This is a genomic window from Chryseobacterium sp. R2A-55 (genome assembly GCF_021401085.1).
Lineage (GTDB): Bacteria > Bacteroidota > Bacteroidia > Flavobacteriales > Weeksellaceae > Kaistella.
In genome coordinates, this window is the sequence record NZ_JACBFP010000003.1 from 46,643 (window position 1) to 63,342 (window position 16,700).

Annotated in this window: 12 protein-coding genes; 6 read left to right on the forward strand and 6 right to left on the reverse strand. The window is 41.7% G+C overall.

All coding sequences use genetic code 11. The features are described 5' to 3' along the window. Positions 1 to 38 precede the first annotated feature (38 nt). The 4 genes from L0951_RS05350 to ggt form a co-directional block, all read right to left on the reverse strand. Positions 39 to 4,877 carry a choice-of-anchor L domain-containing protein gene (locus L0951_RS05350; protein ID WP_234110076.1) on the reverse strand — a complete coding sequence of 1,613 codons (4,839 nt, stop codon included), beginning with the start codon at positions 4,875 to 4,877 and terminating at the stop codon, positions 39 to 41. Positions 4,878 to 5,012: 135 nt separating this feature from the next. Further along, entirely contained in the window at positions 5,013 to 5,810 is a 798-nt protein-coding gene (locus tag L0951_RS05355; protein WP_234110079.1) for a TIGR02757 family protein, read from the reverse strand. A gap of 11 nt (positions 5,811 to 5,821) precedes the next feature. Beyond that, on the reverse strand, positions 5,822 to 6,742 hold the full coding sequence (locus L0951_RS05360) for a ribonuclease Z (protein WP_234110081.1): 921 nt from the start codon (positions 6,740 to 6,742) through the stop codon (positions 5,822 to 5,824). Between the two features lie 178 nt (positions 6,743 to 6,920). Continuing rightward, the gene (gene ggt, locus L0951_RS05365) at positions 6,921 to 8,603 is read right to left on the reverse strand and encodes a gamma-glutamyltransferase (protein WP_234110084.1); all 1,683 of its coding nucleotides are present in this window, start codon (positions 8,601 to 8,603) and stop codon (positions 6,921 to 6,923) included. Positions 8,604 to 8,684: 81 nt separating this feature from the next. On the opposite strand from ggt, the gene L0951_RS05370 reads away from it, so the two are divergent. From L0951_RS05370 to rplI, 6 genes are all read left to right on the forward strand, one after another. After that, positions 8,685 to 9,647, forward strand: coding sequence for an NAD-dependent epimerase/dehydratase family protein (locus tag L0951_RS05370; RefSeq protein WP_234110085.1), 963 nt, complete (start codon positions 8,685 to 8,687; stop codon positions 9,645 to 9,647). A 63-nt stretch (positions 9,648 to 9,710) separates the two neighbouring features. Then, on the forward strand, positions 9,711 to 10,463 hold the full coding sequence (locus L0951_RS05375) for a polysaccharide deacetylase (protein ID WP_234110088.1): 753 nt from the start codon (positions 9,711 to 9,713) through the stop codon (positions 10,461 to 10,463). 164 nt (positions 10,464 to 10,627) lie between these two features. After that, a complete protein-coding gene (locus L0951_RS05380) occupies positions 10,628 to 12,226 on the forward strand; it encodes a T9SS-dependent choice-of-anchor J family protein (protein ID WP_234110090.1) in 1,599 nt (532 codons plus the stop codon). Between the two features lie 131 nt (positions 12,227 to 12,357). Beyond that, positions 12,358 to 12,699 (forward strand): 30S ribosomal protein S6, encoded by a 342-nt coding sequence (rpsF, locus tag L0951_RS05385; RefSeq protein WP_048500129.1) that lies wholly within the window; start codon positions 12,358 to 12,360, stop codon positions 12,697 to 12,699. A 27-nt stretch (positions 12,700 to 12,726) separates the two neighbouring features. Continuing rightward, entirely contained in the window at positions 12,727 to 13,029 is a 303-nt protein-coding gene (gene rpsR / locus L0951_RS05390; RefSeq protein ID WP_048500128.1) for a 30S ribosomal protein S18, read from the forward strand. 178 nt (positions 13,030 to 13,207) lie between these two features. Next, positions 13,208 to 13,729 (forward strand): 50S ribosomal protein L9, encoded by a 522-nt coding sequence (gene rplI, locus L0951_RS05395; protein WP_234110092.1) that lies wholly within the window; start codon positions 13,208 to 13,210, stop codon positions 13,727 to 13,729. 90 nt (positions 13,730 to 13,819) lie between these two features. Here rplI and L0951_RS05400 read toward each other — a convergent pair whose 3' ends face one another. Further along, positions 13,820 to 15,154, reverse strand: coding sequence for a PDZ domain-containing protein (locus tag L0951_RS05400; protein ID WP_234110095.1), 1,335 nt, complete (start codon positions 15,152 to 15,154; stop codon positions 13,820 to 13,822). Positions 15,155 to 15,263: 109 nt separating this feature from the next. Continuing rightward, the gene (locus L0951_RS05405) at positions 15,264 to 16,679 is read right to left on the reverse strand and encodes a hypothetical protein (RefSeq protein ID WP_234110097.1); all 1,416 of its coding nucleotides are present in this window, start codon (positions 16,677 to 16,679) and stop codon (positions 15,264 to 15,266) included. Positions 16,680 to 16,700 lie beyond the last annotated feature (21 nt).

Here is a 16,700-nt window from a genome sequence, read left to right on the forward strand (position 1 = left end):
AAAAATGGCATCCGAATTTGAGATGCCATTTTTTTGTTTTAATGAGTTTTAAGCATGATCCATCCCGTTTTGGTATGTTTCTCCTTGGTAATTGGATCATCCCAACTTACCACGTACCAGTAACTCGCAGATGGAAGCGTTTTTCCCATCTGTTTTCCGTCCCAATAAGTTCTGTTCGTATCTGCACGGAAAACCTCTACTCCATAACGATCATAGATCACTGCCTGAAATTCTTGATATACGCTGATTCCACCAAAATCGATTCGGTCATTGATCCCGTCATCATTCGGAGTAATGACGTTGCTTAGTTTAAAGGTAAAATATTCTGCCGAATTCAAACAAGTGGTATTTTTTACCCGAACCGCAATCTGATAATTCACGTTACTGTTTACACCCACAAACACATTGGAACTTTGCCAAGTAAAGCCTCCATTAATAGAGTATTCCAGCGGATACTCCATCGCATTGTCCGCTATGATGGTTAGATTATTATTCTCGTAAAGTACTTTCACCAATGTTGGCGGAGTCCCGGGAACCACTTTTGCAGTAAACGAGGCTGAACAAACGGTATTGTTAATAGTCACCGTATAGTCTCCTACGGCAGTAGCAGTGATGGTTTGGGAGGTCTGTCCATTACTCCAAAGATAAGTATAGCCTGGTCCGGACCCCGCGTCAAGCACAATGGAACCTCCTGCACAAATTGGTCCACCTTCCACATCGGAAGTTATTTTTGGCAACACGGTAATCGTAATTTGAGTAGGAACAGATGCACAACCGTTTGCTCCGGTTCCGGTTACCGTATAAGTTGTGGTAGTGGTAGGACTCACCGTAATTGAACTGGTGGTTTGGTTTCCACCTGCCCACAAATAAGTTTGAGCTCCTGCTGCAGTGATGGTCACAGATTCACCTTCGCAGATTTTAATTCGTGGTGCAGAAACATTCACTGTCGGTTTCACTTTATTTTCGGTGACTGTTACCGATTTGCTTCCCGCACAATTAATTCCATTAATGGTCAAAGTATAAGTTCCTGCCGCGCTGACTACCGGATTCAAAGTATTTGCCCCGGAAACAATTACCCCTCCATTCGTAGCTATCCATTGGAAGGTATCTCCCGGTTGATATTGGGAAGAACTTCCATCCAGCGTAATTTGACTGTTGGTACAGGTAATTACTTGTGGTGCGGCAATCTGAACAACGATCGGTGGAGTTTTTACCACCGTTACCGTTTTCGAAAACTGGCAACCTCCCGGCAATGTTACGGTCACTGTATAATTTCCCGGAGCCGTAACTACAATTGAACTGGATGTTGCGCCCGTATTCCAAACATTTCCTGTCGCGGAACTTGAAGTCAGCGTGGTAGAATATCCATTACAAAAGCTCAACTGACCGGAAATCTGAATATTGGGGTCGGCAACTTTTACAATATTAATGGAAGCCGGAACTGAATCGCAGAAGGCTCCAACAGTTTTCAAAGTATAGGTTCCTGCGGCGGAAACGGTGATGCTTGGAGTGGTTTCGCCGGTTGACCAGAGGTTTCCTGAAGCAACATTCGAGGTTAATGTCACAGTAGTGTCTCCGCAAATCTGCAAACTAGAAGCAGTAATCACCGGAGTTGCCGGAATCAGATTTACGTTGAGTTGCAGATCCGAAACTTTATAACAAAGTCCGCTGGTTACCCTCACGTAAATTTTCTTAGTCGTAGATGAATACGTGTTAGGATTCGGGATAAAGTTGGTATTTCCCGCATCTGCATCAGACTGCAGTTCATAATACCTAAAATTTACTCCCGGTGTGGTGCTGATCTCTGGTTGCGCATTTGTTAATTTAAACACAGCGGAACCGGTTGCCGAACATTCGCTTAATGAGGAACTGTTCGCCATCGGATACATTCCACCGGTTATTTTCACCTGAGCCGTTCCGGGACAGGTGTTTCCCGGAACACTTGCAATAACTTTGTACGTTCCTAATTCCGTTGCGACATACGTAGAAGAAGTTGCCCCCGGAATAAGGATATTATTCAGATACCATTGGAAAGCAGTTCCGATATTGGTTTGTGCCACCAATGTTTGCGGCGTATTGCTACACATGACCGTAGGCGGTGCAATGGAAGCGGTGACCTGTGGAACCTGAGCGACCGTAACGGACTTGGTAAAGACACATGCAGTTCCTAAAGTTGCCGTAACGGTATAAGTTCCCGGAGTTGTCACCGTGATTGATGGCGTTGTTTCACCGGTACTCCAAACGATTCCTGTCGCTAAACTGGAGGTAAGCGTGGTAGAAGAACCACTGCACATATTAAGATTTCCTGTGATTTTAAGATTTGGATCGGCAACTTTGGTAATGACAATAGACGCTGAAGCAGATTCACACAGAGAATTGACTGTTTTCAGGGAATAAGTACCAGCTGTGGTGACGGTGATGCTTTGTGTGGTGGCGCCATTGGACCAAACATTTCCCGTTGGATTGCTTGACGTCAAAGTCACTGTAGTATTTCCACAAATTTCCGTATTCGATGCTGTAATTACCGGAGTATTGGGAATTATTCCTACATTTAACTGAAGTTCGGCTATCCTGTAGCAGCTGCCAGTGCTTACCCTCACGTAGATTTTCTTCGTGGCACTATTGTAAGCAGTTGGATTTGGAATAAAGTTTCCATTTCCGGCATCCGCATCCGGTTGGAATTCATAATACTGGAAGACTGCACCGGCGGTGGTGCTCAAAGATGATTCTGAATCTTTCAGATTAAATGTGTAAGTACTTGAGCTAGAACATTTGTTCTGTATCGCATTTGACACCACCGGAAAAGTTCCTCCAATAATGGTTACCTGCGCAGTTGCACTACAGTTGTTTCCTGGGAGGCTCACCAAGACTTTATAGGTTCCGGGCTGTGTGGCCACATACGAATTTGCGGTCGCGCCAGGAATGACATTTCCGTTAAAATACCAAACGAAATGGGTTCCAATATTTGTTTGTGCCACCAGCGCTTGCGGGATATTGTTGCACATCGGAACCGGCGCTGGAATAAAGGCGGTCACCTGAGGAGACTCAGTAACGACCACCGATTTATTAAACGAGCAACCAACTGCTGGTGTTACGGTTACCGTGTAAGTTCCGGGCGTCGTCACTGTGATGCTTTGCGTGGTTTCACCCGTATTCCAAACATTTCCTGCAGCTTCACTGGAAGTGAGCGTGGTGGAAGAACCGGTGCAGAAATATAAATTTCCTGTGATTTGCAGATTTGGATCGGCAATTTTGGTAATGTTGACAGAAGCTACCGTTGAAGAACAAAATCCATTCACCACTTTTACGGTATAAGTTCCGGCTGCTGTTACTGTGATGCTCTGTGTGGTTTCACCTGTGGACCAAAGATTTCCTGTGGGCACACTGGAAGTAAGTGTGATGGAACCGTTTCCACAAATCTGTGTTAAGGGTGCATTAATAGTAGGGTTCGCTGGCTGCAAACCTGCATTCAATTGAAGTTCAGCAACCCGGTGACATGCGCCATTCGAGACCCGAACATATATTTTCTTGGTTCCTGAAGTGTAATTGGTAGGATTTGGAATAAAGTTCAAATTTCCAGCTTCAGCATCGGGTTGGTTTACATAATAGGTAAAGGTGAGACCCGGAGAAGTACTGATGTCAGGTTCGGCAGTTTTTAAATTAAATACTGCGGTATTCAATGGCCCGCATGAAGTTAATGACGCATTTTGGACCACAGGATAAGGTTTCGCAAGAATTTCTACGGTGGCAGTTCCGGGGCAATTATTTCCGGGTAGAAAAACTTCCACCTTATAGATTCCCGGCTGCGTTGCCACGTAAGAATTGCTGGTTGCTCCCGGAATCAGATTACCGTTGAAATACCAATAAAAAGTAGCACTGGGGGCTGCAACCTGCGCCACCAAAGTTTGTGGTGTATTTCCGCACATATTGATCTGTCCCGGCAATGTGACACCGGCTCCATCTTGAACCTGAACACCAATATTAAATGAACCCGCTTCCAAAAAAACCGCAGAATCGTACTGCCTGTCAATTGCATCGGCAAGTACCATTTTAAAATGGTAAGTCTGACCTGGAATCACATTGGCCACTGCTTTCAGAGGTATAGTTCTTCCGTTGTAATTGGTTTCAATATTAGACATATTAAGCCCGCCAAAGTACTGAGCATTTAGAGGCCCACAGGAAAAATTAGAAGGAATAATATTGGTCACACTTACTGGTCCGGCTCCTCCCGGTAAAACTGCCATATTGGTATAAGTAGGATCACCGGCCTTTTTCAGGAGCAATGCAAAACCATCAGTAAAACCAGAACATGGAAATGAATTGTTCCATGAATATTCCTCGGAGGCAAACAAATAATTAAAAGAGATTTGGGTGGATTGCGGCACAAAATCAAATTCCACCGAGGTAGCATCAAAATAGGTTGCACCCCCACCCATTGCTTGCGATAGATCAAAATCGCCACCTGTTCCAATATTGTCACTTAAAGTACTTGCTATAAAAGAATTGCCGGCATTTCGTGCAAATCCAGTGGCAAGCACGATCCCTTTGCTGAAAGGGAAATTGGTACTTCCCTTACTGAAGAACCCCCATGAACGATTAGCATTACTGGCTGCCAAATTTGGAGAAACCGTTACGTTGGAAACATTTGCAGCGACACAGGTTCCGCCACCGGAAATCAAAACATCCTTGATCAACTGAGAAATCGAATAGGCAGATTCCGGATTCGCTGCCGCATTCACATCGATGAAAGCGCCGGCTCTGTGCGTAGCTACTGTGGCACTTTCCCGTTCAGGTTTTCTGTGGGTGGTTTGTGCATCGAAATTGCTGAAAATTGAAATAACAGAAAAAGCTAAAAATAAATAAAAAGTTTTTTTCATGGTCCTGAAATGTGTGTCAAAGATAACAATAGATATGTTAATTTTCAGTGATTTACAGGGATTATTGAGCGACAACACAAAAAAGACCACTGACCCCAATGAAATCCGCAAAAATTGAAATCTATGACCAAATAATTAAAAATCACCTGAAACACCCAGACCAAAAAGTGCAAAGTCATATCTGGAAGGATCTTCTGCGTGGAAAACCCTTAATACCGAGTCCATTTCAACCACTGTTTTCCAGTCATTTTGTTTTCTTTGAATCAAGCCTAATTTCCGGGAAATATTTCCAGTGTGAACATCCAGCGGAACAGATAAAAATCTTTGATCAATATTTTCCCAAACTCCGAAATCCACTCCTTTATTGTCTTTTCGCACCATCCAACGGAGCAACATCATCAATCGTTTGGCTGAAGAATTTTTGTAGGGGGAACTCACGTGTTTTTGGCTTCTGTGTTCCTTGCTGCCCAGAAACTTATTTCTGAACCTTTCCAGGGAATGATAGAAATCCGCTTCGCCTTGATGAACTAAGAAAAGTGTTTCCAGACTTTCATTTTCGGAATAAACTCTCTTTAGGTTTAAAATAAATTCAATGAAATCTTCTCCATTAAAAGTCCGGTGAATACTTTTATTTTCAAAGGTTTTCAGCTCCGTCGCAGATACATTCCTTACAAAATCAAATGGTGAATCCTCCATGAAATGCATCATTTTCTCAGCATCGGTGATGATAGATTTTCGGTTTCCCCAGGAAATGGTGGCCGTAAGAAAACCTGCAATTTCGATATCCTGTTTTAAGGAAAACCGGTGCGGAATCTGAATGGGATCATTTTCGATAAACTTGGGATTATTATAGAAATCCGCTTTCTCGTCCAGGAAATCCTTTAGGTCCGATAAGAAATTCGGCAATTGAAATTCGGATTTTTTCATCTTCATGTAAATCCAAATTAAACACCAATCTTTACCGGTTCCAGCGCTTTCGGTAAAAAAGTATTTGCAAAAATTTCCCGGGCTTCATCGGTAAACACAGACAAATCTCCATATCTGTTGGAAAAATGACCGAGGATGAGTTTGCCAACCTGTGCTTTTTTGGCAATTCGGGCAGCTTCCAATGCGGTGGTATGACCGGTATAGTCTGCCATTTCTTTGAGCTCGTGAAGAAAGGTAGCTTCATGATAAAGCACATCTACATGCTCAATCATCGGAACAATCTTCTCTGAGTATCTTGTGTCACTGCAGAAAGCATAGGAAACCGATTTGGAGGGAGGGCTGGTTAAAATCTCATTTTTCAACACATACCCATCACTCAAAACGAAGTCTTTTCCCAACTTTAGATTGTGGTAATCGCAGGTTTCAATTTCTGGATACTTTGCAATCTCCGCCATGTTCAGATGCCTTTCCTTTGGTTTTTCCCGGAAAAGATAACCATTGCAATAAATCCTATGACTCAGCGGAATGGTGAAAACTTCCACCTTACTGTCCTCAAAAATTTTCTCCGGAGTCTTGCTTTCCAGTTCGTGATAAACGATTTCAAAACCGCGGTGCGTCTCGGTGATTCTGAAAATTGTTTCCAGCATTTCCCGGATTCCTTTCGGCCCGTAAATATGCAGCGGCATTTCTCTGCCCAATAGCCGGAAACTGGCCACCAAACCCGGCAAACCAAAACAATGGTCGCCATGAAGGTGCGAAATAAAAATATGATTGATCTTAGAGAATCTGGCTTTTGCTTTCCGGAGTTGCACCTGGGTTCCCTCTCCGCAATCGATCAGAAAATGCCTTTCTTCCATATCGAGTAATTGTGCGGTAGGAGACGAATTCACGGTGGGAATCGCCGAATTAAAACCGAGAATAGTGAGGTAAGTGCTCAAAATAATGGAGGATTGATTCCCAATTTTCGGGATTAAAATTTAATAATGACGTCAGAAAAAGTTTTTTTTAAAACCGCAAAATTAAGGAATAAAAGCATTAGAATGAATAGATATTCAGTATTTTAGTTTTCCAAACAACATTCTGAATGTCTGCAAACCGGCTCTCGGCCTCTTCCCATCACTCCATTGCCACGGAATCATCACCTCGACCGTCTGCTACGGCGACTGCATTTCCATTTTCATCAATGACAATCATTTCTGTTCGACCGATTTGCGAAACCTTTTCAAATATATAATTCTTTTTTTCTAACAGTTTAAGGGTGATTTCAGGAAAACCATTTTCCACCTGAACAGATTCGGGAAGCCACTGGTGGTGGAACTTCGGAAGATTCACGGTTAAATTGGGATTCAGTTTAAAATCGACCACATTCACAATCGATTGAAAAACGGAAGTGGGAATCGTGGTGCCACCCGGTGTTCCCACCACGATAAAAGGTTTTCTGTTTTTCAGAACAATCGTGGGAGTCATGGAGCTCAACATTCTTTTTCCCGGTTTGATGGAATTGGCTTCACCGCCCACTGCGCCAAACATATTGGGAACTCCGGGCTTGATCGAGAAATCGTCCATTTCATTATTCAGGAAAAAACCGGCACCGGAAACCACCACCTTGCTTCCATAAAGCCCGTTCAAAGTGGTGGTGACTGCAACAGCATTCCCGTCTTTATCAATGATTGAAATATGAGTAGTTTCTGTAGATTCCTTAGTTTGGGAAATTATTTTTCCAACTGCGGAACTTGGAGTTGCCCAATTTTTATCAAAAGATTTCCAACGATTTTTTAAATAAGCATCAGAAATCAACATTGAGGTTTGATCCTGAATAAAATCCGGGTCACCCATAAATTCTGCCCGGTCTGCAAACGCTCGCCTTTCTGCTTCCACCATAATCTGCACAGCATCTGCTGAATTTTGTTGAAAATTTTCCAAATTTTCGAAAGAAGACATTTTCAGCATCTGTGCCAAAAGAATTCCACCACTGGAAGGCAAAGGCATGGAAACGATCTCATTTCCTTTATAATCAAAAACGATGGGTTTTCTTTCGGTGGCATGATAATTTTTTAAATCATTGAAGGTGATGATTCCGTTTCCGCGTTTCATTTCTCCCACAATCAAATTTGCAGTTCTGCCTTCGTAGAAGCCTTTTGCACCATTTTTTTGAATCAGTTTTAAGGTTTCAGCCAAATCTTTCTGAACCAAAACATCACCGGCTTTCCATTTTTCTTTTTGAAAAGCGGTTTTCGCCGTATTATGCTGATTAAAAAACTGCATTTGGCTGTTGAGTAAATTGGCTTCCCGCTCAGTCAGCGCAAAACCTTGTTCCGCTAAATCAATTGCGGGTTGAATTAATTTTTCCATGGGAAGTTTTGCATGTTTCAAAGTGGCAAAAAAACCTGCCACGGAACCCGGAACTCCCACCGCCAATCTTCCGTTCTGAGATAACTCAGTATTCGCTTTCCCTTTATTATCGAGGTACATATCCCGAGAAGACTTTTCCGGTGCGGTTTCCCGAAAATCAATCGCGAATTTTTCGCCATTATTTTTAACCCCGACCAAGAAACCTCCCCCTCCGAGATTTCCAGCTTGCGGATAAACTACTGCCAATGCATATTGTGTGGCAATCACTGCATCAAATGCATTTCCGCCCATTTTCAGTACTTTGGCTCCGGCTTCGCTTGCCAGTGGATGTGCAGAAACCACCAAACCGCGGTCTTTCGAACGGATTTCTTTGATGATATGAATATCGGTGAATTGCGCAAGAACAAAGTGCGCGGAAAGAGTGAAAAGCAGAAGAAACTTCTTCATTTTGAAAAATTTTACCAAAATTACAGATTTGTTTCCGAAAGCCTATAATTTGTTTAAATTTGCTTCACTTAAAATTCAATAATGGAATCCTACACGGAAAAAATCCTCATCACCGGTGCACTGGGACAGATTGGCACCGAACTCACGAACAGATTGGTAGAAATGCATGGTGCGGATAACGTCATTGCATCCGGACTGGACCGATGGGACAAAGACCTGACCTCTGCCGGATTTTATGAAAGGATGGACGTGACCAACACGCAGCTGGTGCGCCAAATCATCAAGGATTACGAGATTACCACCGTTTATCATTTGGCTTCGCTGCTTTCCGGAACATCAGAAAAACAGCCGCTTTTCGCGTGGAAACTGAATGTGGAACCACTGCTGAATTTTTGCGAAATGGCAAAAGAGGGATTATTGAAAAAAATATTTTGGCCCAGCTCCATTGCGGTATTTGGTAAAGGAATTCCGAAAGAACATGTGGGACAAGACGTGGTTTTGAATCCGACTACCGTGTACGGAATTTCAAAAATGGCGGGCGAAAAATGGTGTGAATATTACCACGACAAATTCGGGGTGGATGTGAGAAGCATCCGTTATCCGGGATTGATTTCCTGGAAAACTCCCGCAGGTGGAGGAACCACGGATTATGCTGTTGAAATTTTCTACGAAGCCGTAGAAAATGGAAAATACACCAGCTTTATTTCAGAAAACACGGCAATGCCGATGCTTTATATGGACGACGCGATCAATGCCACCCTAAAACTGATGGCCGCCCCGAAAGAAAGTTTAACGGTTCATACTTCTTATAACTTGGGTGGTTTATCTTTTACGCCTAAAGAATTGGCACACGAAATCAAGAAAGAAATGCCGGATTTCAGCATCGATTACCAACCGGATTTCAGACAGGCGATTGCGGATTCCTGGCCGGCTTCGATTGACGATTCGGTAGCAAAAAAAGACTGGGGACTTTCGTATGATTACAGTATTTCTGAAATGACAAAAGAAATGCTGAATAACCTTAGGGAAAAGCTTCTAAAATAAAACTCAAAATCTGCATTTCAGCAGATTTTTTTTGTGTATTTTTGGTTTTCAACATTTTTGCTGATGATCCTGCTCACCTTCAACCTCATTAACCATAAAAAGAAGTTTAAGAAAAATTTTGGGATTGATGATGCTGAAAATCTGGAAATTACGCTGAAAAATACGGAATCTATTCTCAGACTTTTGGAACTGCACAATGTATTATCAACTTTTTTTGTAGAAATCTCGATTGCTGACAACATGCACCCGCTTTTAAAAAAAATCATTGGCAAAGGTCATGAAATAGCACTTTACAATCATAATTCCAACGCTGAAGATATTGCGGCGGCCAAACAAAACGTGGAGGATTTTACCGGAAAAATCATTCGCGGGATGCGACAAAAAGAGCCTTCACTGTCTGTGGAAGAACTGAAAACCTTGGGATTCAATTACGTTTCCAATATTGAGAATGCCCATATTTTATTTCCTTTTAAAAGATTGGAGCGCAGCACCGAAATTGTTGAGAAAAACGGAATCAGTATCGTTCCCGAAAGCATTTCGCCGTATTCGCAGATCCCATACAATGATTTCGTTTTTCAGGTCTTGCCGATGACCTATTATGTGAATATGGTTTTTGAGACCATTAAGAATGACGATTTTGTACTGATTTATATGAACTCATTTCAATTTACAGATTTTTCAAAATACGGCTTCGAAATTCCTTTTTACCGAAAGTACAACTCTGGCGTGAAAATGACCGACAAACTGGACTACTTCTTAAGCTGGATCAATGAAAACGAACTGGCTACTTCGCGGATGAAGGACTATATCTTCTAAACAATAATTTAGGAAAAATCCTACCGTTACGCAAAACAGATAATAAATTACAATCAAAGAATAATTAATCTTACGGATTTTTTAAAATATCATTATTTCCCTTGCATTTTCAATTTTCTTTTAATAATTTTGAAGGAAGTTTAACCAAAAAATCATATTTCATTATGAAAAAACTTCTACTCATTGCCTCATTGATGGCGATTCCGTTTTTTGGAAACGGACAGATTTTTCAGGAAAATTTTGATGGGCAAGGTCCAGGAATTGGAGCATGGACCGTAATTGATAACGACGGGCTTACTCCTGCCGCAAATGTTTCTTTCATTAGTAATGGTTGGAACAGAATTGATAGACAAGGTGCCAACGGAAATTTTGGAGGACCCGCAGGTAATTTTGCAGCAATGAGTACCTCTTGGTACAATCCTGCAGGAACGTCAGACGATTGGCTGATCACTCCACAAATTACACTGCCATCACAACCTGCCTTCTTGCAATGGGATTCCAAAGCGCAAGATCCTGCTTACAGGGACGGTTATAAAGTGATGCTTGCTCCAAACGGAGGAAACACTATTGCTGATTTCACGGTGACTTTATTTACAATTAGTCAAGAAAACTCAGACTGGATTACAAGGCAGCAATCTCTCGCTCCCTATGCTGGCACCACGGTGAGGATTGCGTTTGTTAACAATTCCAACGATATGTTTATGCTATTGATGGACAACATCTCAGTTCAGCTGTCACCTACAGCAGCACCAAACTGTCCTACACTTAATTCGCCTGCGAACGCTGCGACCGGCCTAAGTTATTTGTCTGCTGTCAATCTATCATGGTCTGCTCCGACTGGCGGACAGCCGGCAAGCAGCTATGACGTATTCTTTGGCACATCTGCTAATCCAACCACGTTGCTGACTAACGTAACAGGAACTAGTGCCTCCGTACCGACAACAAGTTTGGCGCCATCTACCACTTACTATTGGAGAGTGGAGGCGAAAAATGGAGCAGGTAATTCAACAGGCTGTTCAGAATGGTCCTTTACTACTATGGCGAACCCGGCCGCCCCTTACTGCGGACCGCTAGTTTTCTCTTTCGTGGAACCAATTACCAATGTTACTTTCGCGGGAATAAATAACACTTCTCCTGCAGCCACTACTTCTGCGGCTCATGAATTCTTCCTTGACAAAATTGCGAACGTAACCGCTGGAAGCACCTATACCCTGAGTTTACAAGGATATACCGGAGGAAATTACAGCAATAAATTCTATGTATTCATAGACTGGAACCAAAACGGCAATTTTAATGATCCGGGAGAAGCTATTCTGATCACAGGAACTTTGACAAATTCAACCGGTTCCGACGGAAAAACAGTAACGCAAGATATCGTGGTACCTGCCACTGCGGTAGCCGGAAACACCAGAATGAGAATCAAAAAAACATTCAGCTCCGCATATGCTGATCCTTGCACCAACGGAAGCAGTTTTGGACAGGCAGAAGATTACACGGTAAACATTGCTTCATTAGCTGTTTCAGATGTTTCAAAAGCCCAGACCAAAGTGTATCCGAATCCGGTTGTTGATGTATTGAACATCGATGCAGCTTCAAGAGTAAATTCGGTTTCGGTTTATGACCTTTCAGGTAAAGTGGTTTCCACTCATCTTCTGAACTCGGCGAAATCCCAAATCAATCTTGCCAAATTACCTTCAGGAGCCTATATGGTGAAAATTGACACTGAAAACGGAACGCAAACCGTAAAAATGGTTAAGGAATAATTTTAATCATCAATACTTAAAAGAGAGATCCGCGAAAACGGATCTCTTTTTTATTTCGCTGAAACATTGCGAGTTCGTGAAATTATTATTACTTTTGCACCTCGAAATAATTAACAAATTTATTTAACATTATGAACAATTACGAAACTGTTTTCATTTTAACTCCCGTTCTATCTGACGCACAGGTGGAGGAAGCAGTAAAAAAGTTTGAAGATCTGTTGACTTCAAACGGATGCGAAATCGTTGCCAAAGAAAATTGGGGACTGAAAAAATTGGCTTATCCGATTCAATTGAAAAAGAACGGATTTTACACTTTGATCGAATTCAAAGGTGAAGGAACTGTGGTTGCAGATTTAGAACTTGCCTACAAACGTGATGAGCGAGTGATCAGATATCTGACTACCAAATTAGACAAACACGCAGTGGAATACGCGATCACCAGAAGATCAAAAGCAAAAACTGCAAAAGCTTAATTTTAACCCCTAAAAAAATCTAGAGATATGGCAATTGACGATATGGCTAAACAAGCCTCAGCTGGAGGAGAATCTGAAGTAAAATTCCTTACTCCACTTGACATCAACACGAAATCAGAAAAAAAATACTGCCGATTCAAAAAATTCGGAATCAAGCATGTAGATTATAAAGATGCAGACTTCCTTCTTCAGTTCGTGAACGAACAGGGAAAAATCCTTCCAAGAAGATACACTGGAACTTCCTTGAAATACCAAAGAAAAGTCTCCTCTGCAATCAAAAGAGCAAGACACTTGGCTTTGATGCCGTATGTGGCGGACTTGCTAAAATAAGACTTTAAGAAACAAGAGAAATGAGAATTAGACCTTTTGGCGAATTCTCTTTTTTTAAGTTGCTGAATAAATAATTAATTCTAACGATTTTTGGATAAAAGCAGAGAAACTCCGATAAAGACGTATGGCGTCTATTCTCTTTCTTCTTTTCTCTAAAACAAAAAAACGGACAACAACAATGGACATTATTCTAAAAAAAGACGTAGAAAACTTAGGACTTGAGTTCGATACCGTAAGTGTAAAACCAGGCTACGCAAGAAACTTCCTTTTGCCACAAGGTTTGGCAGTGCTGGCAACGCCAAAAAACAGAGCTACCCTTGAAGCTACTTTGGAAGCAAGAAAAGAGGAGGAAGCTAAATTGATCGCTGCTGCAAACGCAATTGTGGACCAATTGAAGAAAACGGTAATCACCATCGAAGCGAAAGTGGGAGCTGGTGACAAACTTTTCGGATCAATCAACAATGCGAACCTTTCTGAAGAATTGGCAAAAGCAGGTGTGGAAGTGGACAAGAAATACATCAAAATCCCAGGAAGCACCATCAAGAGAACTGGTAAATTCTCTGCATTGATCAGACTTCACAGAAGCGTGGAACATACATACGAATTCGACGTAATTTCTGACGCTCCAGTGGAAGTAGCTCCAAAAGCTGCTCCGGCTCCTAAAAAAGTAGAAGCTAAAGAGACTACAGAAGAAGCTTAAAAAATTCCTGCTAAGGAAAAAACAATATCAATCCCGCATTTTTTTGCGGGATTTTTGTTTCAGATACCTAAAATATAAAACCGATCTTTCTCAATTTCCATCCTGATAAGGAATCGGATCTTTTAGGATGATTTTAAGTTTTAAGGGCGCTCCGTCTCGATTCAACTCAAAATTAACGGCGGTCCCATCTTCTCCTTTCAGGATATCATAAATTTTCTCTAAATTGAAAGAACCAACTTTACGCCCATTAATGCTGATGATTTTGTCACCCTTCTTAAAACCCGAATCAGCGCAAGGCGAATCTTTTCTACAGCCTGCAACGGAATATTTCGGTACCAATACAAAATTGTACTGAAACTGGTCCGGAGTGAAGGGAACATTGATGCCTTCACTTTCGCGGTTGCTGCGTTTGGGTTCAATCCTCACCATATCGCTTTCCCAGGTCATCCCGTCATGTTGTATATCGAGACCGCTTTTGTTGAAAAGGAACGGATCTTTATAATGGCCGTTTTTCCTTAGATAGATCTTTTTTTCCGGATAATTGAAAATCACAAAAAACCGCCTCAGAATTTCGCTTCCCACCGAACCTTTCCGATCAGGAACCAGCCTCAGATTTTGGATGGAATATTCGTCGGGCATTGCAGTCAGCGGTTTTTCGAAGACAAAATCACGAAGATACAGGCGATGGATCCTGCTCCGTTTCCCATAGATATCCCCATTAAATCCTTGTCCCAAATAATCCTCAATATTGGGTCGGTTGTACACGAAATTGTCGATTAATTTTGGGAAAAGCCACACTGCATCGCTGTTTCCCAGATCAATGAGCATTTTGGAGTCCACCCTTTTATCCACCATTTCAATTCCCGCGGTGATATAGGGTTTGTTTCCTTCAATCGTAATGGGGAATTCCTGGAACTTTTTACTTTTTCGCAGAAAGGTCTGCTCATCATTAAAAACCGTGATTTTCTTCGATTTAAAATCAATCTGCACCGGGTGATTCTGGAAGAACTCGTATCCGATAATTCCATTGACCGGAATGCCTATATGTGCAGAAAAGTTGATGTCCTGGTCCAGAATTATAAAAACGGTATGCTTGGAATCTTTAAGGTTCTTGCCGATGGACACCAGATTGTTTTCAGATTTTAAACCTTCAATTGTCTTGGTTTCACCCAGTCCGGAAAATTTTATTTTTTCCACATTATTAAAGTTCACATCTTTGTTTTCCAGGCTAAAAAGTATGGTTTCATTCACGCCGGAATCCAGCAAAAAAGTCAGATCCACTCCATTGATATTCACAGGAATAAACACCAGATTATTGATGAACTGAAATGGAATCACTGTTTTTTTTCCATTGGAAACCTGGAATCCATCCTGTCCAAAATAAGTCGCGAAAAAGAAAATCAAAATGATCCGCAAAAATTTCATAGTATGAAGTTACAATTTTTTGCTTAATAGGAAGAATTGTATTAAAGTGGTGCAAAAACAGGGAATGCTTTTATCCGATCACTAAGAAAAGCTTCCGACCACAAAGAAATCAATCGCAGTGGCATTTCTGTCTTCGGTGCCGTTTCATTTCGTTGTCCCAAAAAGGGTAAAGTTTTAGGGCGAAATAAAAATCCGCCGAATGCAGTTTCCTTTGACTGAATAACATCGGAAGCAGATTTTCGCTTCCCAAAATCAGGGGTCCTACCCTGAAATAAGCACCAAACTGCACATCCCGATACTCATAAAGTGATGAGGAAACTCCATATCCAATAACCGGCTTTTGCACCGTGTAGGAAATATGGAAGATATTGCTTCGCCTTAAAGAGTTTTCGAAAACGGGAACCCGCTGAATCCAGTTGGCATGAATAAATTTGTTTGTTCCCACATTCTTGCTAAAATTCATGTGAACGCTTGTAGGAAGACCGATTTTGAATCCGCTTCCCCGGAAAGATTGTTGGGGATCGCCATAAACCTCATTGCTCAAGGTTTGAAGAATTTTCTGCGGATCGTCGAACTTTTTATTTTCAAACGCTGGGTTATCCGTAAGCTGAATGGCGGTTCCCGTGAAATTGTGATTTTCTCCTGTAAAATGAACATAACCGAGATCAAGGATATTCAAACTGAATTTGGTATCATATTCATCGGAATTTTCATCCTGATCAATCATGGTGAGTCCAAAGTCAATTCCAAATCCGGTTCCGGCTCTTTGAGGTTCGTAACGTTTGGTGCTGAAATTATAATTGGTGGCATAGCTTGCGTCTATGTCAAAATCATGGGCAGAAATAATCTTTCTGCCGACTCCCGAAGAGTCTGTTTCCGTTGTCCTTCTCAGTTCAAGCGACTTTTCAGAAATTACGATCGCATCCAATCCATTTTCATACTTGATATTCCCACCGATAATCCATTGTTGATCAGCGGAGGAGAAAATCTTTGTGGCAAAATTGAAACCGAATTCCGCCCAGTTCATGAAACTCATTTTCAAGGGCTGCATCACATAGCTTTCCGGTTCCAGAATTTGCTGATTGTCAAATCTAAGATAATTATCAGCATTAATCGTGGAACTCTGGGTTCTCAGTCTGGAAAATAAGCCAAATGCGTATTTCTTTTCTTTAATGGTAGTCCTGATACTGAAGGATGGACCATAAAAGTCTGAACTAAAATGGTAGGTAGTGAAATCTTTGTTGTAATAGTCAAAAACATTTGGCGTGTTTGCACCGATGATATTATTTGGAATACTCGCCGTTTTAATGGTTGATCCAGGCAAACCCAAAATGCTCTGGCTGGAAACATAGCCATAATCATTCTGCACAAAAATATCTTCGGCAATCAAGTTTACTTCCCAGGGATTCGGGTTGAGGAAAATATGCGTTGGCGAAATCCCGGCAGCATTGATTCCGCTATAAAGATCATTGCTGAAAAGGTACGATTCCTGTCCCGAAAAATGGGCAGAAAATAAGAGTGCCATCGCAAAAAAAATACTCCTATT

Coding starts and splice junctions, on each gene's coding strand:
- L0951_RS05350 (WP_234110076.1), bottom strand. CDS start 4,877: ATGAAAAAAACTTTTTATTTATTTTTAGCTTTTTCTGTTATTTCAATT.
- L0951_RS05355 (WP_234110079.1), bottom strand. CDS start 5,810: ATGAAGATGAAAAAATCCGAATTTCAATTGCCGAATTTCTTATCGGAC.
- ggt (WP_234110084.1), bottom strand. CDS start 8,603: ATGAAGAAGTTTCTTCTGCTTTTCACTCTTTCCGCGCACTTTGTTCTT.
- L0951_RS05370 (WP_234110085.1), top strand. CDS start 8,685: ATGGAATCCTACACGGAAAAAATCCTCATCACCGGTGCACTGGGACAG.
- L0951_RS05375 (WP_234110088.1), top strand. CDS start 9,711: ATGATCCTGCTCACCTTCAACCTCATTAACCATAAAAAGAAGTTTAAG.
- L0951_RS05380 (WP_234110090.1), top strand. CDS start 10,628: ATGAAAAAACTTCTACTCATTGCCTCATTGATGGCGATTCCGTTTTTT.
- rpsF (WP_048500129.1), top strand. CDS start 12,358: ATGAACAATTACGAAACTGTTTTCATTTTAACTCCCGTTCTATCTGAC.
- rpsR (WP_048500128.1), top strand. CDS start 12,727: ATGGCAATTGACGATATGGCTAAACAAGCCTCAGCTGGAGGAGAATCT.
- rplI (WP_234110092.1), top strand. CDS start 13,208: ATGGACATTATTCTAAAAAAAGACGTAGAAAACTTAGGACTTGAGTTC.
- L0951_RS05400 (WP_234110095.1), bottom strand. CDS start 15,154: ATGAAATTTTTGCGGATCATTTTGATTTTCTTTTTCGCGACTTATTTT.
- L0951_RS05405 (WP_234110097.1), bottom strand. CDS start 16,679: ATGGCACTCTTATTTTCTGCCCATTTTTCGGGACAGGAATCGTACCTT.